The following is a 23,317-nucleotide window of genomic DNA, read 5'->3' as shown; positions in this document are numbered from 1 at the left end:
GATGGATTTTACTTTTTATAAAAGCAAAAGATTAATATTTTTTGTTTGTTTTGATATTTTTTTATTTTTACTTTCTATTTTTTTAGCTTTTTCTTTAAGATTTAGTGGAGATATACCTGATGAGTTTTATAACTCAATGTTTAAATCAGGGCTTATACTCATTATTTTAAAAATTTTCTTTTTATTTGTTTTTAGGATTTATAAAGTTGCTTGGAGATTTTTTTCTTTAAATGAAGCAAGAAAAATTTTTATAGCCCTTATTTTATCTGAAATTATTTTTTTAATAATTTTTTCTTTTTATAGTGATTTTTTTAATCCTTTTCCAAGAAGTGTTATAGGGATAGATTTTGTTTTATCTTATATGTTTATAGGTACTTTAAGAATCAGTAAAAGGATGTTTGTTGATTTTAAATCAAATAATGCTTTTGAAGAAAATCCTTGCATAGTAATAGGAGCTACATCTAAAGCACTTCATTTGCTAAAAGGTGCAAAAGAAGGGCATTTAGGACTTTATCCTGTTGGAGTAATTGATGAAAGAAAAGAACTCATTGGAACTTATTGTGATAAATTTAAGGTTGAATCAAAAGATAAAATTAAAGATTATGTAGATAAAGGCACAAAGACAGCGATTATTGCATTAAAGCTTGAACAAGAAGATTTAAAAAAGCTTTTTGAAGAGCTTGTTGGTTATGGAATCTTAGATGTTAAAATTTTTTCCTTTACAAGGAATGAGGCAAGAGATATTAGTATAGAAGATTTACTTGCTAGAAAACCTAAGGATTTAGATAATAATGCGGTTATAGATTTTTTAAAGGATAAAGTTGTTTTGGTGAGTGGAGCTGGAGGGAGTATAGGTAGCGAACTCTGTAAGCAGTGTATAAAATTTGGCGCAAAACAGCTTATAATGATTGATCATAGTGAATTTAATCTTTATAAAATCAATGAAGATTTAAGTAATCATAAGGATAAAATTATTCCTATTTTGATGAGTATTTTAGAAGAAGATAATCTCAAAGGTGTTTTAAAACAATACAAACCAGAACTTATTTTGCATGCAGCAGCTTATAAACATGTACCACTTTGTGAGCAAAATCCTTATTCTGCAGTATTAAACAATATAATAGGAACTAAAATTTTAATTGATAGTGCAAAAGATAATGGAGTTAAAAAATTTGTTATGATTAGCACTGATAAGGCTGTAAGACCTACAAGTATTATGGGTTGCACTAAAAGAGTTTGCGAGCTTTATACCTTGGCTTTATCAAATAAAGACTTTGAAGTTGCTTGTGTTCGTTTTGGAAATGTTTTAGGTTCAAGTGGAAGTGTTATTCCTAAATTTAAGGAGCAAATTGCAAAGGGTGAGTCTTTAAGTCTTACTCATCCTGATATAGTGAGATATTTTATGCTTGTTGATGAGGCGGTGCAGCTTGTTCTTCAAGCGGGCGCTATAGCAAAAGGCGGAGAGCTTTTTGTTCTTGATATGGGTAAACCTGTAAAAATTATGGATTTAGCTAAAAAAATGCTTTTGCTTTCAAATCGTCCTGATTTAGAAATTAAAATTACTGGACTTAGAAAAGGAGAAAAACTTTTTGAAGAACTTTTAATCGATGAAAATGATGCAAAAACAAAATATGAAAGTATTTTTGTGGTAAAAGATCAAAAAACTGATCTTGTTAAATTGAATTCTCAAATTGATAAGCTTAAGCAAAATAAAGATATAATTAAAACATTGCTTGAAATTGTTCCAGAATTTAAACATAACGCCGGAGGTAATTAATGTTTATTAAGGATATACAAAAATTTGAAGACAATCGCTATAAAGCAAGAGCATATATGACATATATCTTAACAAGAAATTTACCTAATAAACTCCCTAATATACATCTTGATAGTATAAAAATAGCCTTAGATAAAATTGAACATGATATTTCTATTTTTGATGCTTTATATATACTTGATACATCTGGAAGGCAAATTGGCAATACGATAGCTTTAAAAAAAGAATATGAAACAGGAGCTGGGGAAGATAGAAGTTCTAAAGCTTATTTTTATAGAGCCGTTAAATTTAAGCGCTGTATATTAAGCGACCCTTATCCTTCTAGCTTAAATAATGAATTATGTGTTACTGCTTCTATGCCAATTTATAATGATAAAAATGAACTATTATTTGTAGTATGTATAGATGTAAGTTTAATTAATATTTTAAAAGTAATAGAAGCTGGATATTTTGAAACAACTTTTAATTATTTTAGTCGTGTAATTTATTTTTGTTTTGCTGTGGTTTTATTTATCATTACATGTTTTTTGTTTCAAAAAGGATTTTTTAGTTTATTTCATGAGCAAGAAAAAGTTGGAATACAAATCATATTTCAAAGTACTATAGCTATTACTCTAGCCTTAGCTATTTTTGATTTAACAAAAACTATAATAGAAGAAGAAGTTCTAGGAAAAATGAAAAAAGAAGCTCATGGTATACAAAAAACAATGGTGAGGTTTTTAGGATCAATTATTATTGCTTTAGCTATTGAAGCTTTGATGCTAGTGTTTAAACTTGTATCAAGTGATTTATCTCAAATGATTTATGTGATATACCTTATAGCTGGCATTAATCTTCTTTTAATTGGACTTAGTGTATACTTATTTGCAGTAAAATATAAAAATAGTCATATTTATGATAATAATTAACAAAAAGATGTTATAATTATTTTTTGTTTTGGTAGGATAAAATAGTAAAATTAGAATTTGAAAGGACGAAATTGTGAAATTGTTGGTTGTTGATGACAGTTCTACTATGAGAAGGATTATTAAGAATACTCTAACAAGACTTGGGCATAATGATGTTCTTGAAGCTGAGCATGGGGTTGAAGCTTGGGATTTGCTAACTAAAAATGAAGATATAAAAGTTTTAATAACTGATTGGAATATGCCAGAAATGAATGGTTTAGAGTTAGTTAAAAAGGTGAGGGCTGAAAAAAAATATGAAGATATGCCTATTATTATGGTTACAACCGAGGGTGGAAAGGCTGAGGTTATTACAGCTTTAAAAGCAGGTGTTAATAATTACATTGTAAAACCATTTACCCCGCAAGTATTGAAAGAAAAACTTGAAGATGTTTTAGGAACTGGTTCTGAGGTATCTGAATAAAAATTAAGCCTTTTTAGGCAAAATAGTTTCAAAATGCAAAAATTTTACTATGAATTATTTTTTAAAGTTGAAAAGTCTTATGAAAAGATATTTGTTGACTTTATATTTGATTTAGGGATTGACGCTTTAGAAGAAAAAAATGAAGGTTTTTTTATAAGGTCTGAAGATAGTTTAGAAAATTTGGATTTTGCTTTAGATGTTTTTATAGAAAAACTTTCTAACTTGGAAAATAAGAAAATTTTTTTTTATAAAATACTTGAAAAAAAAGAAAATAAAGATTGGATTGAAGAATACAAAAAAAGTATTCATCCTATTTTAATTGAAAATATTTATATTCATACCTCTTGGCAAGAACCAAAAGAAAATTGTTTAAATATCAAAATAAATCCAGCGCTTGCTTTTGGTTCTGGACATCATGAAAGTACTCATTCTTGTATAAAATTTTTACAAAAATACGCCAAAAAGAATATGCTAGCTTTAGATATAGGTTGTGGTAGCGGAATTTTAGCTATTATTCTAGCAAAATATTTATGTAAAGTTGATATTTGTGATACAGATATATTGGCTATTGAAAGTGCCAAAAAAAATGCTAAAATTAATAAAATAAAATTTCAAAATATATGGTGTGGCTCTGTAGATCAAGCTAATAAAAAATATGATTTGGTAGTGGCCAATCTGATTGCTGATATCATTTTAGTTTTAGAAAGCAATATTAAAAAGTGTTTAAATGATAATGCTATACTTATATTATCTGGAATTTTAGATAAATATGAAAGCCGAATAAAGGATAAATTTCAAGATTTAAAATTAATTGACAAGATCCAGTCAAACGAATGGATAAGTTTAGTTTATAAAAAGGAAACTCAATGAATAAACCAAATAATAAAAATAATACTCCAAAAAATAATAATTTTTTTAACAAAAATCCAATCTTTATTTTTGCAATTTTTGCAATTGTAATGATAGTTCTTTTTAAAGGATTTTTTGATGGAAATAATTCTTTTGGAGCTAATTTAAATGGAGGTGAGATAAGTAAAAATATTGCCTATTCTGAACTTAAAAAACTTATACAAAGCGGACAGATTAATCAAGTTAGTATAGGACAAACTACTATTAAAGCTATATCTTCAGCACATAATACTATCTATACAGCTAAAAAAGTTAATGATCCAGAGCTTGTAAATTTACTTGATCAGAAAAATATTGCTTATGGGGCTTATTCTGAAACTAATTGGTTTACTGATATTTTATTCTCATGGGTATTGCCAATTTTTATCTTTTTTGGTATTTGGATGTTTTTAGCAAGTCGTATGCAAAAAAATATGGGAAGTTCTATTTTGGGAATAGGAAGTTCAAAAAAGCTTGTAAATTCTGAAAAACCAAAAGTAAAATTTTCTGATGTAGCGGGAGTTGAAGAAGCAAAAGAAGAAGTAAAAGAGATTGTTGATTTTTTAAAATTTCCTGAACGTTATATTAAATTAGGAGCAAAAATTCCAAAAGGCCTTTTATTGGTTGGACCTCCAGGTACTGGAAAAACTTTATTGGCTAAAGCTGTTGCAGGCGAAGCTGATGTTCCATTTTTTAGTGTTTCTGGGTCAAGTTTTATAGAGATGTTTGTAGGTGTTGGAGCTAGTAGAGTAAGAGATTTATTTGAAAATGCTAAAAAAGAAGCCCCTGCTATTGTATTTATTGATGAAATTGATGCTATTGGTAAAAGTCGTGCGGCAAGTGGTATGATGGGGGGTAATGATGAAAGAGAGCAAACTTTAAATCAGCTTTTAGCTGAGATGGATGGTTTTGGAAGCGAAAGTTCTCCAGTAATTGTTTTAGCAGCTACAAATCGTCCAGAAGTTTTAGATCCAGCTCTTTTAAGACCAGGAAGGTTTGATAGGCAGGTATTAGTAGATAAGCCTGATTTTAAAGGTAGATGTGAAATTTTAAAAGTGCATATGAAAGATGTAAAAATTTCTCCTAGTGTAAAAGTTGAAGATATAGCAAGACTTACAGCAGGTTTAGCAGGAGCGGATTTGGCCAATATTATTAATGAAGCTGCCCTTCTAGCTGGAAGAGATTCTAAAAAATATGTCGAGCAAGATGATTTAGTTGAAGCTGTTGAAAGAGCTATAGCTGGACTTGAGAAAAAATCACGTCGTATTAATGATAAAGAGAAAAAAATTGTTACTTATCATGAATGTGGGCATGCTTTAATTGCAGAAACAACTAAAGGAGCTAAAAAAGTAAGCAAAGTTTCTGTAATTCCTAGAGGTTTAGCAGCTTTAGGATATACTCTAAATACTCCTGAGGAGAATAAATTTTTGATGCAAAAACATGAACTACTTGCAGAAGTTGATGTTCTTTTAGGTGGGCGTGCTGCTGAAGAAGTATTTATTGGCGAGATTTCAACAGGAGCAAGTAATGATCTTGAAAGAGCTACAGATATTATAAAAGCTATGATATCAATGTATGGTATGAGTGAAATTGCAGGACTTATGGTTCTTGAAAAACAAAGAAATACGTTTTTAAATGGTGGACAAACAATTAAAGATTACTCTGAAAAAATGGCAGAGTCTTTGGATACTTATGTTAAAAAAACATTGGATGATAGATATGATGAAGTAAAGAAAACTTTAAATGATTATAAAGGTGCTATTGAAACTATGGTTGAAGCTTTATATGAAGAAGAAACTATTGAAGGTGCTAAAGTTAGAGAGATTATTAAAGAATATGAGATAAAAAATAATTTACCAACACGTTTGCAAGAAGATAAAGATTCTTTGCTTTCAAAAGAAGAGATAAATGAATAAGTATTTTTCAAGGGTTGGATATTTTGCTATAGGGATTAGTCTAAGCTTATTTGTAATCATCTGGATATTTTGGTCTTTTTCATTTTTAGTTTTTTTTATATTTTTATTTTTTTTATTTCTTTTTAGAGTTCCAAAAAGAACTTTGATTTGCGTGGATGAAAAGGCTATATTATCTCCTATTGATGGTAAAATTTTAAAAATACAAAATCTAAATCACCATTTATTGGGAGAATGTATAGAAATAAATATTAAAAATTCTTTTTATCATCCTGGGACATTTTATGCTTGTTTTAAAATGAACATTGATAAGATTAAAACAAAGCATGGACTTTTTTTATGCAATAATTTAAAAGTTGCAAAAAATATGAATGAAAATATATCAATTTTTGCAAATACAGATAATAGAAATATTATTTATAAGATTTATGCAGGATCAATGGATAGAAAATTATATTTGTATGATATTTATTCAGATCTTAATGCAGGAGATGAAATAGGATTTTTTATTAATGGAAATATAAGTTTATTTTTACCAAAAGATAAAATTCGTATTCAAGTAGGACTTGGAGATAAAATAAAAGCAGGAGCTTTGATAGGTTATTTAGAGTAAATTTTTTAAAGGAGAAATTATGAATAATAAACCTCAGCTTATTTATGTGTTGCCCAATCTTTTTACAGCTATTTCGGCATTTTTAGGGATTATTTCAATAATTTCTTCTATACAAGGAAATTATCAAAAAGCTTTATTTTACATTATATTATCTTTAATTTGTGATGGATTAGATGGCCGTGTTGCAAGATTAACAAAAACTACTTCAAAATTTGGCGTTGAATTTGATTCTTTGGCGGATTTAGTTGCTTTTGGCGTCGCTCCAGCAATATTTTTTTATATGAGTATTGGAGTTGATTATGGAAAATTAGGATCTTTAATCACAGCTTTTTTTGTTGTGTTTGGTGCTATTCGTTTGGCAAGATTTAATGTAACAACTGGGACATATGAGCCTTCCGTATTTATAGGTTTGCCTATACCCACTGCAGCTGTTGTAAGTGCAATTTATACTTATGCTTATATAAAATATGAATTTTTAGAATCTTATGGTTTTATTTTTTTAGTTTTGCAAGCAATTCTTGGATTTTTGATGGTGAGTAATATACGTTATCCAAGCTTTAAAAAGGTTGATTTTTCTCGTGCAAATTTTTTAAAAGTTTTGATTATTTTAATGATAATTTTTTCTTTTTTATATCTTTATCCATTAGAAGCTCTAGTTTTTTTGGTAAGCCTTTATGTTTTATATGGAATTACTAGAGCTTTGTATAATTTTATAATTATAATATTTAAGAAGATTTAATTATTATAAAATTTATCAATTTCTTGTAATTCTAAAGGATCAAAACCTGCTTGAATTCTTGCTTCAAAGTTAAGTTGTTTTCCGGCCAAAGAAAAGGTTTTAAATTCTTTACATAAAGATAAAAAATTCTCTTTTTTATCTTTAGAGAATTTCCACCAAAAATCTCCTTTGCTAACGTGTGTAATTTCATCTTTTAAGATAATATGTAAAATTTCTTCTAAAAAAGATTTAATTTCATTATCGCTTGTTTGTATTTTTTTTAAAACAAAAGGATTTGCATCGAGTCCTTTAGCTTCTAATCCTCTATGAACAACTCCCATTCTAGAGGCTAAAGAATCTTTGGTTAGTTTTAAAGCTAAATCTAGATTATCATGAACAAAGAAATCCCCATATTTGTATCCTAACTGTTCTAAAGCTTGATTTAAAAATTGAAAATGTTTTATTTCTTCATCTGCAACTTCTAGCCAATCTTGATAAAAATTTAAAGGAAGATTTTTAAAGCGGTAAGCGCTATCCAAAGCCAAATTAATAGCACTAAATTCAATGTGGGCAATTGAATGTATAATTTGAGCTAGAGATTTTATACTTTTAGTAAATTTAGGTCTTCTTATGCGTGTAGGATGTATAAATTTTACTTTTTCATAGTTACATTCTTTAAGAACGCTTATATTAGAGTGATCAAAAATGATTTTTTTGCTTTTAAAATCATCATAAAAATTATAAAAATCATTAATTTTTTGATTTAGATTTTGATTATATAAAATTTTTTCTAAAGTATTAAAAAATTCTTTTTTCATTTATGAACCTTGATTTAATTGTATATTTTACTATAAATATTTTTATATTGACTATATTTACATATATTATTTTATATGTATTTTCTTAATATTTAGGAGCTATGAAAAATTTGTTATTTTGTGTTGTTTAAATGATACAAATAATAATGAAAAATTTTTAGTATTAATTAAATTTTTAGGATAAAAATGAGATGAATAATGTTATTATAATTATATAGGTTTTTAATGAGGTTTAAATTTATATTATTTAAGAAAACTAATATAGTTAAATTTTAAAAAATATTAAATTTTTTACTTTATAATTTTAAAATTATTTAAGGCAAGTGAAGTGATGTTTAGAATTTTAATATCAATGGTATTTTTTGTGTTTAATCTCTATGCTTATGAGATTAAAGATTATGGTTTTAGTATAAAAAATGGAAATTATGGTTTAATTGAAAATGAAAAAGATAAATGCTTAATAAACAATATCTGTTCAATTAAATATATTAAATTAAAAAAAGAATTAGAAGTAGAAAATTTAACTTCGCAAGGCAAGGTTAAAGCATTAAATTCTTATAACAATAATTTATTTTTTATACCAGATTTAAATATTACTTTAGGCAGTTTTGAAAATCAGAAATTTAATAAAAATTTAGATTTTATAACTTTGGATCAAACTTTGGAAAAAATTTTACAAGATAAGGATAATTTTTTAAAAAAAGATCCTTTTAATATATACGGTAAAGATTTTAATAATACTTTAAAAATTACTTATATAGTTAAAGATATGATATTTTTTGATAATTTTGTAGATTATTCTTATAGTTCTGCAGCACATCCTTCTTTTTATGAAAGCGGTTTTGCGCTCAATCTTAAAGATAAAAAGATAAAAACATATGTTTTAAAAGATGTTGTTAGAAATAATAAAGCTTTTAGAAAACTGATTACAGAAAAGCTTAAAAACTACTTTGAAATTCATAAAAGATATGATTTGGCTAATTTGAATTTTTTTAATAATAAGTATAATTTTAATGTTCTTGAGCAAGATATATCATTTAAAGAAAATTCTCTTTATATCAATTTACGTCTTTTGTTGGCAGAAGTAGGTAGAAATTTGGATTTTTTTGAGATATCGTATAAAGATTTAAAACCTTTTTCAAAAGGGGATTTAATGAAAATTACTAATAATATTAAATAATTTTTTTGATCAAGTTTAAAGAATGTTTGTTGATCTAGAATCAGAATTTCACCTAATATTAGTTTCTGCTATTGCATTGCTCGCTGTGTTAAATCCTTTTGGAAATTTAACTCAGTTTATTGCTATGAGTGAAGGTTTGCCAACTGCTATACGTAAAAAGCTTTTTAGAAATATACTTTACACTGCTTGTTTGATTGTTCTTGTTTTTTTGTTTTCTGGATCTTATTTAATGGTTTATATTTTTAGAATTGATTTAGATCATTTAAGAATAGCTGGCGGTTTAATCCTTATGATCATGGCAGTTAGAAATTTACTTTTTTCTGCTTCAACAGTTGTTGAAGATTTCTCACATTATCAAGATTTAAGCGAAAAAGAGTTCTTAAGAAAAAGTCTTATTCCTATGGCGTTTCCTATGCTTGTTGGGCCTGGAACTTTAGCTGCTGTTATAGTTATTCGTGAAGACAGTGGGTTAGATGTAGCATTAGGTGCTACTGTTTTGGCTTTTATGTTTATGTTTTTTTTATTTCATTTTGCAGCAACGATAGAAAAAATTTTTGGAAAATTAATTTTACATGTATTTTCTAGGATAGTGCAAGTTTTTATAGTTGCTATGGGAATTAAAATGATTTTATTAGGATTAACTAATTTATATAAATTATAGAGATAGTAATTTATAAAATTATTTAAACATAAAAAATAATTTTGATAAAAATTTAACGGCAAACTTAATATTATAACATTATATAAGTTCTTTAAAATTTTTAAATCCACTATTTAGTTGGGTTTTTTTGCTTAATATTTTTAAGAATTGTTCCCTTGTGATATTTTTAGCCCCCATGAATTTTAAGTGTGAATTGTAAATTTGACAATCTATTAAAAAATCATAAGGTCTTAGCAACTCGCAGAGTTTAATCAAGGCTATTTTTGATACATTTTTTTCTATTCCAGCCATACTTTCGCCAAAAAATACCTTTCCTATTATAAGTCCATAAATTCCTCCTACTAAAATATCATCTTTATAAATTTCTAAAGAATGAGCATATCCTAGATTAAAAAGATTGGTGTATGTATATATAAAATCATCATTTATCCAACTTTGTTCTCTAGTATCTTTACAAAGTTTTATTAAATTTAAAAAATCAAAATCAAGCTTAATAGTATATTTTTTACAAAATTTTTTTATATTTTTTTGTATATGAATATCTTTGGGCAAAAGAATACACCTAGGATCTGGACACCACCAAGTCACTGGGTTACTAGTCCAAGGGAATAATCCAAAAGTATAAGCTTTAAGTATAAAATTCTCTTCTAGTGAAGAAGTTAAAAATACAGGAGCATCTTTTGGAGCTTTTAAAAGTTTAGTATATAAATTGAAGTTTTCCATTTTTATCAAGTTTAATCTTTATTTTCCCATTTTTGAGTTTTCCTTGAAGAATTTCATCGCTTATTTTTTCCCCAATTTCTTCAGATATAATGCGTTTTAATAATCGAACACCAAACTCTTTATTGTAGGCCTTTTTAGCTAAATAAACCCTAGCTTTCTCATCAATGTCTAAAGTAATATTTTGTAAATTTTTTGAAATTTCATTAATTTCTTTTTGAACAATTTTGTTTAAAATATCATCATTTAAATCATTAAAATGTAAAATTTTATCAATGCGATTGATAAATTCAGGAGCAAAAAAATCTTTAATAGCTCTATTGTTTTTTTCTTCTTTTTGACTTAAAAAGCCTAATTCATTGTAGTCTTTTAGACCAAGATTTGAGGTCATGATGATAATGGTATTTTGAAAATCGATTTTTATTCCGCTATTATCTGTTAAACTTGCATTATCAAATATTTGTAAAAAAGTATTACTAAGATCAGGATGAGCTTTTTCGATTTCATCAAATAAAATTACGCTAAAAGGATTTTTTCTAACCGCATTACTTAAAAGTCCACCATCTTCATAACCAACATATCCAGCAGGAGATCCTATAAATTTACTTAAAGCATGTTTTTCGGCATATTCACTCATATCAAATCTTTCTAAGTGAAGTCCTAAAAATTTGGCTAAATTTTTACAAAGTTCTGTTTTTCCTACTCCACTTGAACCTGTAAAAAGAAAAACGCCTCTAGGAGAGTTTTGATTTTTAAATCCTACATAACTTTGTTTAAGAGTTTTGCAAATACTATCAATAATTTCATCTTGTCCAAAAATAACTGATTTTAAATTAGAGGCTAGTTTAATTAAAGCACTATTTTGATCAAATTCAAAAATTTTATGAGACTTGGTCATTTTTTCTAGTGTTAATTCTAGGTCTTTTAAGGTTACATTCTTTTTTTGTTTTTTTTCGAGTGCAAATGAGGCACCTAATTCATCAATAAGATCAATAGCACAATCTGGTAAAAATTTGTCATTAAAAAATTTTTTACCCCATTTTATGCTTGATTTAAGTATTTCATCGCTAAATTTTACATTATGAAATTTCTCATATTTAGGTCTTAAACCCTGAAGAATAAGAAAACATTCGGCTTCATTTGGCTCATCAATATCAATTTTAGCAAAACGACGACTTAAAGCTTTATTTTTATCAAAGGTGTTTTTGTATTCTATAAATGTTGTAGCCCCGATGCATTTTAAGCTTCCATTGCTAAGAGCAGGTTTTAAGAGATTGGAAAAGTCAGTATAAGAATCATTACTAGCTCCTGCACCAACAATAGTATGAATTTCATCTATAAATAAAATAGCATTAGGTATGGAACTGAGTTCATTTAAAATATCTTTAATTCTTTTTTCAAAATCTCCTCTATATTTTGTTCCAGATAAAAGATTGGCCAAATCTAGACTGTAAATTTTTGCATCAAGGAGTTGTTTTGGGACTTTTTTTTCATAAATTGCTAAGGCTAGTCCTTCTATAATGGCTGTTTTTCCGACACCAGCTTCTCCTACTAAAATAGGATTATTTTTTTTTCTTCTACAAAGAATCTGCATAATTCTTTGTAATTCGAATTTTCTACCAATTAAAGGATCTATTTTTCCTTCTTGTGCTAAGATTGTTAAATCACTTGCAAAGGTATTAAGATTTTCTGATTTATTGGAATTTCTAATTTGTTGAATTTTATCAAGATTTAAACCATATTTTTGAAGTAAGAAATTAGAATAAGATCTATCATCTTGTAAAAGTTGATTTAAAAAGTCAATAATTGTGATTTCTTGTAAAGGATTTTCTTTTTTGGCCTTAGATAAAATTTCTTCCAATACTAAAGAAAATTCAGGCACAACTTCTTTGCTTAAAATTTGATTTTTTTGACTAATATAATTTTTAAGTTCGTTTTCTAAAAGCGTAAAATTGTCATTATCGTCTAGCTCTTTAAATATTTCTTTAAAATTTTCGCTTAATTTTAAAAGAACAAATAATACGTGTTCGCAAGTAACAAATTCATGGTGGTTTATACTGCTTAGTTGTTTGGCATTTTCTAAAAATTTCTTTAATTCTTCTTGATATTTCATTCTTCTTCTACTCTTGTTTTTAATGGAAAATTAGCCATTAAGGCAGCATTTGAAACTTGCTTTTGTTTAGAAAGGGCTATTTCTTGAGTATAAATCCCACATACTCCAGAACCATTGCAGTGAACTTCAAGCATAATATTATTAGCCACTTCAAAACTATGATGAAAAATATTCATTAAAATTTCTATAACAAAATCCATTGTAGTAATATCATCATTTAAAAGTAAAACTTTAAACATTTTTGGTTCTTTTAGTTTTGTGTGTTCTAAAATTTGTGTCTTTGGCATTATTTTTTTCCATAAATTAAATTTAAGTCTTGTTGCATTAAGCTTGTAGGAACTTTTCCTAAATAAAAATAAGTTTTTTTACCTTCATTCCAATAATCAGTCAATTCTTGATAAATTCCATTTTTTAAAACAACTTTAAAAGGAAGTTGTTCCATGCTTTGATAGTTTATATCTTTTAAAATTTGCGCAATAATTCTACTATTTTCATTAGAGTTGCTCAAAAAATAATAAGCCCCATAATCATCAGCAAATTTTTTAACTTCAGCATCACTTACATCTTCAAAATGTGTTAAACCTATAATAAAAAATTGCTTGGTATTATTTTTCCATAAAGTGCTTAGTTCAAGAGCTTCTTCTTTGCAAGGAGCACAAAATGTTCCAAAAAAGTCAAACATTAGTACTTTATTTTCATCTCCTTCTACAATAAAACCTTTTTGAGTTCTTATTAGTGTTTTACTTCCACCATTTACACTATTTAAAACAATTTTATCGCCTTGATTGTATTCTTTAAATAAAAAATCATTTTGAATTTTTTCTTCATTGTTAGAACAGGCGCTAATAAAATAACCTAGTAATAATAAAATCAATAAAGCATATTTATTTTTCATTCTCTATCCTTTATAATTTTTTATAGCAATTTTTGCTTCCAAATCAGCTTGTTTTTTCTTTAAGCTTTCACGTTTATCGTGTAAATTTTTTCCTTTAGCTAATGCTAATGTCGCCTTAACTTTATTTTTAACATTAAAGTATAGATCCAAAATCACTAAAGTATAGCCTTCCACGCTTACTTTTCCTAAAAGTTTATCTATTTGTTTTCTATGCATTAGAAGTTTTCTTGGAGCCCTTTCTTCATGTTTATAATGAGAATGTGTTGTATTAAGATGAGAAATATGAGCATTGAGTAAATAAAGCTCTCCTTTGATAATGCGAACAAAAGAATCTTTTAAATTGGTTCTAGCTTGTCTTAATGCTACAACTTCGCTTCCTTTTAGAACAATTCCTGCCTCAAAGGTTTCTAAAATGGCATAATCAAATAGAGCTTTTTTATTTCTTGCAATATTTTTTTTCATTTTTCAACCTTAAAAACACTACTACCGCTACCACTTAAAAAAAAACCATTAATTAAATATTCTTCCATTTTAGGATATAAAATTACACAAGGAGTAAATAAATCATTAAGTTTGAGATTATCAAAATTTTCTAAGAGTTCTTTAGTGCTTAATTTCTCATAGTTGTTAGCTTCTTTAAAATTTTTTGAAAAATTAAAAGAAGTTTTATCAAATTGTCCATAAACTTCTTTTGTATGACAATGAATTTCTGGAAAAGTAAATTTTAAATTTGGAATATCATCGTGAAATTCTTCTATGATCTCTCCACAACCACTGACATTGGCACTTTTGCATCCACTTAAGAAAAAGGCTATATCACTGCCTAATTGCAAACTTAAATTTATAAGCTTTTCTTTAGGAATTTTTAAATTCAATTTTTCATTCATCATTAGTAAGAAACTTGCTGCATCTGAGCTTCCTCCTCCAAGTCCTGCACAAGTTGGTATATTTTTGATAAGTTTAAGGCTTTGATTTTTAAAAAATTCTTCTAATTCATTTTTATATCCATAATCACAAAGTAGATTATAGGCTTTTTTGATTATATTATTTTCGCATACAAAGTCACTAATAAGCTCAAATCCTTCTTGTGTTTTTTGATTTATAATCAAAAGTTCATCAAAAAGATCTTCGATTAAAATAAAACGAGATTTTAAAAGATGATAAGATCTTTTATCAAAACCAATGAGTTTTAGAAAAATATTTGCTTTAGCATAAGCTTTCATTTTTTTAATTTCTTACTAAGATCATCAAGTTTAATTTCTTTTTGAACGACTGAATGTAAATTTTCATCTTTAATTTGTGTAATTAGTTCTTTTCTAAGTATCATTAAAGATTTTGGTGCTTCTATACCTATTTTTGCATAACCCTTTCCTGTTTGAACAATTTTAATTTCTATATCTTCACCAATTCTTATACTTTCATTTTCTTTTCGTGATAATATTAACATTTTGCAACCTTATTTAAAATGTAATGAACTTTATTATTTTCTATGTTAATAATTGAAAAAAAATTTTTTTCTTCAAGATAGTAAGTGCCATTTTCCTGATATGTTAATTCTTGAATATCAATTTTTAATCCATTTTGTAATTTACTACTATCTTTAAGGAAATTTTTTTTTAAATTTAGATATTGTAGCACATTTAAACTTTTTTCATTGTTATAAATAAACTCACCCTCTTTAATACGCTCAAGAGAGCTTAGTGTTGCATTTATCCCTAATTTTTTAGCAAAAATTTCACAATAAGATCTAATGTAAGCTCCTTCGCTAACTGAAAGTTCTATACTCAAAAAAGGGTGGATATAATGTAGAATTTTGCATTCATAAATATGCATTTTACATGGTTTAAGTTCTACTTCTTGTCCTTTTTTAGCAAATTCATAAGCTCTTTTGCCTTGAATTCTTTTTGCACTAAATTTAGGAGGTATAAATTCAATTTCTCCTAAAAGCTTATTTTTGATTTCTTCTAAAAAGGCTAAATTATAGGGGTTAATTGTTGTTACTTGAGTGATATTTTTATCATCTAAACTTAAAGATTTAACCCCAAGCCAAAGGGTGGCTTTATAAGTTTTTGGAGTTTTTTTTAGAAAACGAAAAAGTTTACTAAATTGATTAAAAGCTATAATTAAAACTCCCTTGGCAAAAGGATCTAGTGTTCCTGAGTAACCCGCTTTTTTTACTTTGTATTTTTTTTTAATGGTATTTAAAAAAGCGTTTGAGCTTATTCCATTTGGTTTGTAACCGACAAAAAGTTTATTCATATTACTTTTTCCACAAAGGAAGATAAAATATTACGTGTGATACCGCCAAAATTAATGCTGAGTTTTTGTTCATTTTTACTTGTTTGAACATCAATTATCCTTCCTATACCAAAAATTTTATGTTTGATTAAATCCCCTTTTTTAAATCCTACTTCTTTTTTTTGCAAAATATGCTCTTTTTTTGAAGATTTTATATTTAAGCAACTTTCTTCAAGAAATTGACTTTTTTTAAAGGGCATTCTTATACCCTTATGAAATCTTGAATGTGTAAAACTAAGATAGAGATATTTCTTAGCTCTTGTGATAGCAACATAGGCTAAGCGTCTTTCTTCTTCAATATCACTTGTATCATTAAGCAGTGGAAAAATGCCTTGTTCCAACCCCATAATAAAAACATGATCAAATTCAAGTCCCTTACTTGAGTGAATGCTCATAATATTAATACTTTTTTCACTTAAATCATCTTGATCGCTTAAGAGTGCGATTTCATTTAAAATATCATCTAAATTTTCATAATATCCTTCTTTAATTTTATCCTTAAGACTTGCATAAAATTCATCAATATTAGAAATTTTATCTTCAGAATCTGCTTGATTTTGATAAAAATCTTTTAATTTGATTTTTTCTTCTAGTTGATATATAAGTTCTTTTAAATTGTTACATTCTTTTAAGGTTTTTATGTGTTCTAAAAAAAGATGAATTTCTTTTTGAGTTTTTTTTGGAAAAAAATCACTTTGATCAAGATTATTAAGAGCTTCAAATAATGAAATTTTTTCTTTTTGTGCATAATCTTCTAATTTTTTTAAGCTTGTAGAACCAAAATTTCTTCTAGGTCTATTTATAATGCGTTTTAGAGAATAATCATCATTAAGATTAGTTAAAAGTCTAAGATAAGAAATGATATCTTTAATCTCTGCTCTTTCATAGAATTTAATCCCACTTAAAAGTTTAAAAGGAATTTTTTCTTTATTCAGTGCTTCTTCTAGGGCACGAGAGAGAGCATTAATACGAAATAAAACAGCAATTTCGCTAGCATCAACTCCTTGTTGAAGTAATGTTTTTACATGTTTTGCTATTTTAAGACTTTCTTCTTTTTCATCTTGTGCCTCATCAATCTTAATTTGCTCTCCTTGATCTTTGGTGCAAATAAGTTCTTTACCTAATCTTTTATCATTGTTTTTTATAAGTTTATTAGCGGCATTTAAGATATTTCCTACTGATCTATAATTTTGTTCAAGTTTAACAAGTTTTACATTTTTAAATTGGCTTTGAAAGTTTAAAATATTTTCGATTTTTGCACCACGCCATCCATAAATACTTTGATCATCATCGCCTACAACGCAAATATTTTCATGCACCAAACAAAGATTTTTTAGAATTTGATATTGTAAAGCATTGGTATCTTGGTATTCATCTACTGTGATATAGCGATAAAGCTCACTTTGTTCTTTGGCAAAATTATGATCGCTTTCTAAAATTTCATTGCTTAACATTAACAAATCATCAAAATCTACAAAATTATTTTTTAAAAGATAATTTTGATAATTTTTATAGCAAAGAGCTAATTTTTCAAATTTTTTAAATTTTTCTTCGTCGTTTTTATAAAGGTTTAAATCATTAAAAACCATTTCTACATTTTTAGAATGGTTTTTTAAATATGAAATGTAATTAGAAATATTTGAAGCATTTAATTCTTCATCTATAAGTTCTTTGATAATTTTTTTTCTATCTTCAGTATCAATAATAATAAAATTATTTTTACGTCCCAATTTTTCTATATGCATTCTTAAAAATAAAAGACCAAATTTATGAAAAGTGCATAATAAAGGATTTTGGTTATTGGAATTTTTCATCAAATTTAAAGCCCTAATTTTCATAATATTGGCCGCTTTATTTGTAAAGGTTAGAGTTAAAGTATTTTGTGCAGGAATTCCAACTTCGTCGATTAAATAAGCAAGTCTTGTTGTAATAGTTTTTGTTTTTCCACTTCCTGCTCCTGCTAAAATAAGCATAGGACCATCTATGTGCCTTATAGCTTTTTCTTGGCTTTGATTTATATCTTTAAAAATCATTTTTTAAAGATATCTTTATTTTTAGGATTATTTAAAAATAAATCTATTGATTTTTTGGCAAGATTTTCATCTTTTCTTTTATAAAAACTAAAATTAATAAAGATAACATTATTTTCAATTTGAATTTGAGTAATGGCGCCTAAATCAACCCTAACAAAAGTAGCAAAATCATCTGTTCCAAATCCTGCATGAAAATGAATATACTCTTTGTCTAATTTAATAGAAGTAAAAGTATATCCTGCTAATGCAAAAAGCGTATAAGGATTTTCACTCAGATCTAAATGCTTAGGAAGTTCTGGATTAAATTGAGTGTATTTTGTATTGCAAACTATGGAAAATTCTATATTTTTTTTAATTAAAGTTTGAATTATTTCATAACAATGTTGCTGCATTAATTCTACAAATTCATTATCTTGTAAAAGTTTTTCTATCATAATTTTTCCTTAAAGATAAAGACTATTTAAAGTTAACAAAATCATTAATTAATTTTTCAATTTCTTTAATACCTATTTCCCAAAAATTCTTACTTTCTATATCAAATCCAAATGAAGCTATAAGATCCTTAGGACTAATACTACCACCTGAGCTTAACATGCTAAGATATAGTTCTTTAAAATTTGGACATTTATTACTTTTATAAAGCCCATAAAGAGCTAAAACTAGAAGTTGTGCATAAGCATATGCATAACAATAAAATGGTGAGTGTATAAAATGTGGAATATAAGACCACCAACAAGCATAGTTTTTGGTTAAAATAACACTATCTCCAAACATTTTTTGAGATTCTTCAAGCCAAATTCTATCGATCTTATCTTTGCTTAATTCATCTTTTTCTTTATAAATGCGTCTTTCAAAACAAGTAAAATTAATTTGTCTATAAAAAGTAGCAAAAATATCTTCAATTTTAGCAGCATAAAGGGTTAATAATTCTTCTTTATTGAGTTTATCTTTTATATAATCAAAAACAAGCATTTCTGCAAAAACAGAAGCCATTTCAGAGGTTGTTAAAGGTGTATTTTGGTTTAAAAAACTTACCTTGTAAGAAAGTTTTTGATGTATAGTATGGCCTAGCTCGTGTGCAAGTGTAAAAAGATCTCGTCTTTGATCGGTATAATTTAGCAAAATAAAAGGGTGAGAATCAGGTGTTGCTGGATGAGAAAAAGCTCCGCTTTGTTTTTTATTTTTTGGATATACATCAAGCCAACCTTTATCAAAAGCTTCTTGCGCTATATCTTTAAATTCCTTAGAAAAGGCTCCAAAAGCATTTAAAACTATTTTTTTAGCTTCTTTAAAATCAAAGTGAGCTTCTTTTCCAATAGGCGCATATCTGTCATAATCTTTTAATTTATTAAAACCTAAAATTTGTTTTTTTCTTTTATAAAATTTAGAAACAAGATGGAAATTTTTTTGAGCACTAAGAATTAAAGCATCAACACTTTTTTGTGAAATTTGATTGCTTATATGTCTTGGGAGTTCATAATTTTCATAACCTCTTAGATTACAAATTATTTGTCTTTGGGTTTTTATCATATTAAAGATAAAGGTTAAAAGCGAAGAGTTTTTTTCTAGGCTTTTGGTAAATTTTTTAGCAGCTTTTTTGCGAATTTTTCTATCATGATGATAAAGTTTGCTTAAAATTTCTTCTTCACTTAGTTTTTTCCCTTCAAAAGGTATTTTTAAAGCACTCATACTTTCATCAAAGAGTCTTGCAAAAGCATTTGCACCTGTATTTGAAAGTTGCAATAAAATTCTTTCTTCTTTTTTTGATAAGTTATATTGCTTGTTTTTGATTAAATTGCTAAGATAAAAGCTATAATCTTTGCAAAAATCGATAAATTCTTGTGTCTTTTCTTGTTTTAAATCGCAAAATTCTAGTTCAAAAAAAAGTATATTCTCTTCAATTTTTTTGCATTCTTCTTCATATTTTGCGTAAAAAGAACCCTTTGTTGTGTCTTTTGCAAAAGTTAAATAAGCAAAAGTTAGAATTTTTTGCAATGCTAGATTAAGATTTTCGTATTCTTTTAAAGAATTTAAAAATTCTTTAGGATTTAATTTATAAAGATTGTTTTCATATTTTAATCTAAATTCAGAAGATTTTTTTAGGTGTTTTTGCATAAATTCATTAAGATTATTTTCATTTGTAAATAATGCGGTTAAATCCCATTCTAGCATTTATTTCTCCTTAGTTTTCTAAAATAAATTTTTTTAAAACAGCCATACGAATAGCCACTCCGTGTTCAACTTGCTTTAAAACTAAATTTCTTGGATCGTTCATTACTTCATCACTAATATCAATATTTCTATTTACAGGACCAGGATGCAGTAAAATTACTTTTTTATCATTGATTAGGCTTGAATTAATGCAAAAGTCATTAGCATAATCTTTTAATGAAGCATAAACTATTTTTTCATGCCTTTCAACCTGAGTTCTTAAGCTCATTATAATATCAGCTTTTTCTATAGCTTTTTTTATATCATAAGTATAATTTAAATTAGAATTTGGCATAAAATGAGGTGGTGCTACTAGGGTGATTTCAAGTCCAAATCGTGTTAAAAGATCAATATTTGAGTTTGCAACCCGAGAGCTTTTAATATCTCCTATAATAGAGATTTTTTTCCCTTTTATTTCGCCTTTAAAGTGCTCATAAATTGTGAATAAATCAAGTAAAGCTTGTGTTGGGTGAGCATGTTTTCCATCTCCTGCATTAATTAAAGGACAGTGAATATGGTGTGATAAAATTTGAGGAGCCCCTGAGTGTGAATGCCTAATTATTATTGCATTAGGACTCATGGCATCTAAATTAGCAGCTGTATCATAAAGGGTTTCTCCTTTACTAGAACTACTTCTTGCAACATCTAATCGTAAAACTCTAGCACCCAATCTTCTTGCAGCACTTTCAAAACTTGAAAGTGTTCTTGTAGAATTTTCGAAAAATATAGTTGTAATGCTTTTGCCTTCTAAAAGCGTTCTTGGTTTCTTATCTAAAAAATCTTTTGCATCTTTAAAAATATCCAAAACTTCCTGATTACTTAAATTTTTTGTGCTAATAAGATGCCTCATTTTTTTCCTTTTTATAAAAATTGTTTGATTCTAACAAAACTAAACTTAATCTTGCCAATATTTTAACTATAAATTTATTTAATAAGACTATAATGCAAAGTTTAATTATTTTTGAAAGGACTTTTATGTATCTATTCACTTCAGAAGTCGTAAGCCCTGGTCATCCTGACAAGTGTGCTGATATAATCGCTGATACAATAGTGGATATACTCTTGAAAAATGACAAAAATTCAAGGGTGGCGAGTGAGGTTTTTGTCGCAGGAAATAAGGTTGTGATTGGAGGAGAGGTTAAATCAAATCACAAGCTAAGCAAACATGATTATGACAATTTAGTAAAAGATGTTTTAAAAAACATAGGTTATAACGGAGCGGGACATTTTAGCAAAGAGCAGTGTTTGCATCCTGAAGAAGTTGATGTTATGGTATTTTTAAACGAGCAAAGCCCAGATATTAATCAAGGTGTTGATCAAGAAGATGGTGAAACTGGAGCAGGAGATCAAGGCATTATGTTTGGTTTTGCAAGTTGTGAAGCCGATGAGTTTATGCCAGCGGCAATTTCTTATGCAAGAATGCTTTGTGATAAAGTTTATATTTATGCAAAAGATCATCCACATGAGCTTGGTGTGGATATTAAAACTCAAGTAACGATTGATTATGGAACAAAAGAGAATTTTGAAAATTGCAAACCACAAAGTATTCATACTATAGTAGTTTCTGCACCTTGTATTGAAAGTATGAAAATAGAAGATTTAAGAACTTTAATAATGAAGCTTATTTTAGATACAAATTTGCCAAAAGAGCTTTTTGATCCTGAAAAAACAAGAATTTTAATCAATCCAACAGGAAAATATGTTAATCACAGTTCTTTACATGATAGTGGTTTAACTGGGAGAAAGCTCATTGTTGATAGTTTTGGTGGATATGCTCCTATTGGAGGTGGAGCGCAATCTTCTAAAGATTACACTAAAGTTGATAGGAGCGGTCTTTATGCTGCAAGATGGCTTGCTAAAAATATAGTTGCAGCAAAGCTTGCTAAAAAATGTATAGTTCAACTCAGTTATGCTATAGGCGTTGCTAAGCCAATTTCGGTGAGTGTTGATTGTATGGGAACAAATACCAAGATAAGTGATGAGGTATTGAGTGATTTTGTGATGAAAAATTTTGCTTTAACTCCAAATTGGATAAGAGATAAATTTCACCTTGATAAACCAAGCAAAGAAACCTTTTTGTATGCTGATGTAGCTGCACGTGGACAAGTAGGACAAAAAGATTATCCTTGGGAGCAACTTGATGCTTTAGAGCAATTTAAATCTTTGCTTTAATTTTTTATCCAAAATATGATTTGTAGAGAAATATTATCGGTTTTGGATTTATTTTTTTATGATTGAATTTTTGCCTTTCTCATTTAAACTTAATTTAATGGGGGGGGGTAAAATTAGTTTTTTAAATTTAGAAAAAATATAATTTTAATAATTTTTGAGGAGTTTTATTTTATGAAGCAAGGTGATTTTACAAAAGTTGCAAAACATTATCATAATAGACCTGCATATAGTTCTATGTTGATTGAAAAATTGATTCGTTGTATTAATAATAAAAATAAACAAAATTTAAATGTTGTTGAAGTAGGGGCTGGAACAGGAAAACTAACTAAGATTTTAGCTAATGAATTTGGTTTAAATATTGTAGCAGTTGAGCCTAACGATAATATGAGAGAAGAAGGGATAAAATATACCAAAGATTGTTCAAATATCACTTGGAAAAAGGGTAGCGGAGAAGAAACTAACATAGAGAGCAATGTAGCAGATTGGGTTATTATGGCAAGTTCTTTTCATTGGACTGATCCTAAAAAATCACTTCCTGAATTTAATCGTATATTGACAGGGGGGGGGTATTTCACTGCAATTTGGAATCCACGCCATATCGTAAAAGGTTCTATTTTTGATGAGATTGAAACGGAAATTAAGAATATTGTTCCAGAGCTTGATCGTGTGAGCAGTGGAACACAAAATGTTAAAAAATGGGAAGAAATTCTTGTTTCAACAGGAGATTTCACTGATTGCTTTTTTATGGAGTGTGATTACAAAGAGTTTTGGGATAAAGAGCGTTATCTTGGAGCCTGGCATTCTGTAAATGATATACAAGCACAAGCAGGTGAAAAAAGATGGAAAGAAATTTTAGATATGATAGAAGCTAAAATTTCACATATGCAAAGTATAGAGATACCTTATAAAATAAGGGCTTGGACAGCTAGAAAAGCATAA

24 protein-coding genes are annotated in these 23,317 nt (G+C 27.3%); 11 read left to right on the top strand and 13 right to left on the bottom strand.

The window, feature by feature from the left end; all coding sequences use genetic code 11:
* Window position 1 precedes the first annotated feature (1 nt).
* The 7 genes from CNZW441b_RS05640 to pssA all read left to right on the top strand — a co-directional run bounded on the left by CNZW441b_RS05640 (window position 2) and on the right by pssA (window position 7,298).
* Window positions 2-1,777 carry a nucleoside-diphosphate sugar epimerase/dehydratase gene (locus tag CNZW441b_RS05640; protein WP_131164117.1) on the top strand — a complete coding sequence of 592 codons (1,776 nt, stop codon included), beginning with the start codon at window positions 2-4 and terminating at the stop codon, window positions 1,775-1,777.
* Entirely contained in the window at window positions 1,777-2,685 is a 909-nt protein-coding gene (locus tag CNZW441b_RS05635; protein ID WP_131164116.1) for a PDC sensor domain-containing protein, read from the top strand. The genes CNZW441b_RS05640 and CNZW441b_RS05635 overlap by 1 nt, the downstream gene beginning before the upstream one ends.
* A 73-nt stretch (window positions 2,686-2,758) precedes the next feature.
* Window positions 2,759-3,145: a chemotaxis response regulator CheY gene (locus CNZW441b_RS05630; RefSeq protein WP_131164115.1), complete on the top strand. Its 387-nt coding sequence runs from the start codon at window positions 2,759-2,761 to the stop codon at window positions 3,143-3,145.
* A gap of 33 nt (window positions 3,146-3,178) precedes the next feature.
* On the top strand, window positions 3,179-4,015 hold the full coding sequence (locus CNZW441b_RS05625; RefSeq protein WP_131165680.1) for a 50S ribosomal protein L11 methyltransferase: 837 nt from the start codon (window positions 3,179-3,181) through the stop codon (window positions 4,013-4,015).
* Window positions 4,012-5,949, top strand: a complete 1,938-nt coding sequence (ftsH, locus tag CNZW441b_RS05620) for an ATP-dependent zinc metalloprotease FtsH (RefSeq protein WP_131165679.1) — start codon at window positions 4,012-4,014, stop codon at window positions 5,947-5,949. Before CNZW441b_RS05625 ends, ftsH begins: the two co-directional genes overlap by 4 nt.
* Window positions 5,942-6,559, top strand: coding sequence for a phosphatidylserine decarboxylase (locus CNZW441b_RS05615; RefSeq protein ID WP_131165678.1), 618 nt, complete (start codon window positions 5,942-5,944; stop codon window positions 6,557-6,559). Before ftsH ends, CNZW441b_RS05615 begins: the two co-directional genes overlap by 8 nt.
* A 19-nt stretch (window positions 6,560-6,578) precedes the next feature.
* Window positions 6,579-7,298 carry a CDP-diacylglycerol--serine O-phosphatidyltransferase gene (pssA, locus tag CNZW441b_RS05610; RefSeq protein WP_131164111.1) on the top strand — a complete coding sequence of 240 codons (720 nt, stop codon included), beginning with the start codon at window positions 6,579-6,581 and terminating at the stop codon, window positions 7,296-7,298.
* On the opposite strand, the gene CNZW441b_RS05605 is transcribed toward pssA, so the two are convergent.
* Window positions 7,295-8,095: a ferritin-like domain-containing protein gene (locus tag CNZW441b_RS05605; RefSeq protein WP_200287207.1), complete on the bottom strand. Its 801-nt coding sequence runs from the start codon at window positions 8,093-8,095 to the stop codon at window positions 7,295-7,297. The genes pssA and CNZW441b_RS05605 overlap by 4 nt on opposite strands.
* A gap of 331 nt (window positions 8,096-8,426) precedes the next feature.
* Between CNZW441b_RS05605 and CNZW441b_RS05600 the strand changes: the two genes are divergently transcribed.
* A complete protein-coding gene (locus tag CNZW441b_RS05600; protein WP_131165675.1) occupies window positions 8,427-9,275 on the top strand; it encodes a hypothetical protein in 849 nt (282 codons plus the stop codon).
* A gap of 22 nt (window positions 9,276-9,297) precedes the next feature.
* The gene (locus CNZW441b_RS05595) at window positions 9,298-9,936 is read left to right on the top strand and encodes a MarC family protein (protein WP_131165674.1); all 639 of its coding nucleotides are present in this window, start codon (window positions 9,298-9,300) and stop codon (window positions 9,934-9,936) included.
* A gap of 78 nt (window positions 9,937-10,014) precedes the next feature.
* On the opposite strand, the gene aat is transcribed toward CNZW441b_RS05595, so the two are convergent.
* Genes aat through CNZW441b_RS05535 form a run of 12 tightly spaced genes read right to left on the bottom strand, consistent with a single transcriptional unit; the run spans window position 10,015 to window position 21,056 of the window.
* Window positions 10,015-10,659: a leucyl/phenylalanyl-tRNA--protein transferase gene (gene aat / locus CNZW441b_RS05590; RefSeq protein WP_131165673.1), complete on the bottom strand. Its 645-nt coding sequence runs from the start codon at window positions 10,657-10,659 to the stop codon at window positions 10,015-10,017.
* Complete coding sequence (locus CNZW441b_RS05585; RefSeq protein ID WP_131165672.1) at window positions 10,634-12,769, bottom strand: AAA family ATPase; 2,136 nt, start codon at window positions 12,767-12,769, stop codon at window positions 10,634-10,636. The genes aat and CNZW441b_RS05585 overlap by 26 nt, the downstream gene beginning before the upstream one ends.
* Window positions 12,766-13,056, bottom strand: coding sequence for an ATP-dependent Clp protease adaptor ClpS (locus CNZW441b_RS05580; protein WP_131165671.1), 291 nt, complete (start codon window positions 13,054-13,056; stop codon window positions 12,766-12,768). Before CNZW441b_RS05580 ends, CNZW441b_RS05585 begins: the two co-directional genes overlap by 4 nt.
* Window positions 13,056-13,664 (bottom strand): thioredoxin domain-containing protein, encoded by a 609-nt coding sequence (locus tag CNZW441b_RS05575; RefSeq protein ID WP_131164104.1) that lies wholly within the window; start codon window positions 13,662-13,664, stop codon window positions 13,056-13,058. The genes CNZW441b_RS05580 and CNZW441b_RS05575 overlap by 1 nt, the downstream gene beginning before the upstream one ends.
* A 3-nt stretch (window positions 13,665-13,667) precedes the next feature.
* Complete coding sequence (smpB, locus tag CNZW441b_RS05570; RefSeq protein ID WP_131165670.1) at window positions 13,668-14,126, bottom strand: SsrA-binding protein SmpB; 459 nt, start codon at window positions 14,124-14,126, stop codon at window positions 13,668-13,670.
* Window positions 14,123-14,887, bottom strand: coding sequence for a 4-(cytidine 5'-diphospho)-2-C-methyl-D-erythritol kinase (locus CNZW441b_RS05565; protein WP_131165669.1), 765 nt, complete (start codon window positions 14,885-14,887; stop codon window positions 14,123-14,125). Before CNZW441b_RS05565 ends, smpB begins: the two co-directional genes overlap by 4 nt.
* The gene (csrA, locus tag CNZW441b_RS05560; protein ID WP_131164101.1) at window positions 14,884-15,111 is read right to left on the bottom strand and encodes a carbon storage regulator CsrA; all 228 of its coding nucleotides are present in this window, start codon (window positions 15,109-15,111) and stop codon (window positions 14,884-14,886) included. Before csrA ends, CNZW441b_RS05565 begins: the two co-directional genes overlap by 4 nt.
* Window positions 15,105-15,923 (bottom strand): tRNA pseudouridine(55) synthase TruB, encoded by an 819-nt coding sequence (gene truB, locus CNZW441b_RS05555; RefSeq protein WP_131165668.1) that lies wholly within the window; start codon window positions 15,921-15,923, stop codon window positions 15,105-15,107. Before truB ends, csrA begins: the two co-directional genes overlap by 7 nt.
* The gene (locus tag CNZW441b_RS05550; protein ID WP_131165667.1) at window positions 15,920-17,995 is read right to left on the bottom strand and encodes an ATP-dependent helicase; all 2,076 of its coding nucleotides are present in this window, start codon (window positions 17,993-17,995) and stop codon (window positions 15,920-15,922) included. Before CNZW441b_RS05550 ends, truB begins: the two co-directional genes overlap by 4 nt.
* A complete protein-coding gene (locus CNZW441b_RS05545; protein WP_131164098.1) occupies window positions 17,992-18,429 on the bottom strand; it encodes a hypothetical protein in 438 nt (145 codons plus the stop codon). Before CNZW441b_RS05545 ends, CNZW441b_RS05550 begins: the two co-directional genes overlap by 4 nt.
* 22 nt (window positions 18,430-18,451) lie before the next feature.
* Entirely contained in the window at window positions 18,452-20,167 is a 1,716-nt protein-coding gene (locus CNZW441b_RS05540; protein WP_131165666.1) for a M3 family oligoendopeptidase, read from the bottom strand.
* 10 nt (window positions 20,168-20,177) lie between these two features.
* Window positions 20,178-21,056, bottom strand: a complete 879-nt coding sequence (locus CNZW441b_RS05535) for an aspartate carbamoyltransferase catalytic subunit (protein ID WP_131165665.1) — start codon at window positions 21,054-21,056, stop codon at window positions 20,178-20,180.
* A 125-nt stretch (window positions 21,057-21,181) separates the two neighbouring features.
* Here CNZW441b_RS05535 and metK point away from each other — a divergent pair, with 125 nt between their 5' ends.
* Together metK and CNZW441b_RS05525 are read left to right on the top strand one after the other, a co-directional pair.
* On the top strand, window positions 21,182-22,378 hold the full coding sequence (gene metK / locus CNZW441b_RS05530; RefSeq protein ID WP_131165664.1) for a methionine adenosyltransferase: 1,197 nt from the start codon (window positions 21,182-21,184) through the stop codon (window positions 22,376-22,378).
* A 171-nt stretch (window positions 22,379-22,549) separates the two neighbouring features.
* Window positions 22,550-23,317, top strand: coding sequence for a class I SAM-dependent methyltransferase (locus CNZW441b_RS05525; RefSeq protein ID WP_216681288.1), 768 nt, complete (start codon window positions 22,550-22,552; stop codon window positions 23,315-23,317).

It is taken from the genome of Campylobacter novaezeelandiae, assembly GCF_018968685.1.
GTDB lineage: Bacteria > Campylobacterota > Campylobacteria > Campylobacterales > Campylobacteraceae > Campylobacter_D > Campylobacter_D novaezeelandiae.
The sequence above is the reverse complement of the archived record's forward strand: the minus strand, read 5'-3'. Positions and strand labels throughout refer to the sequence as shown.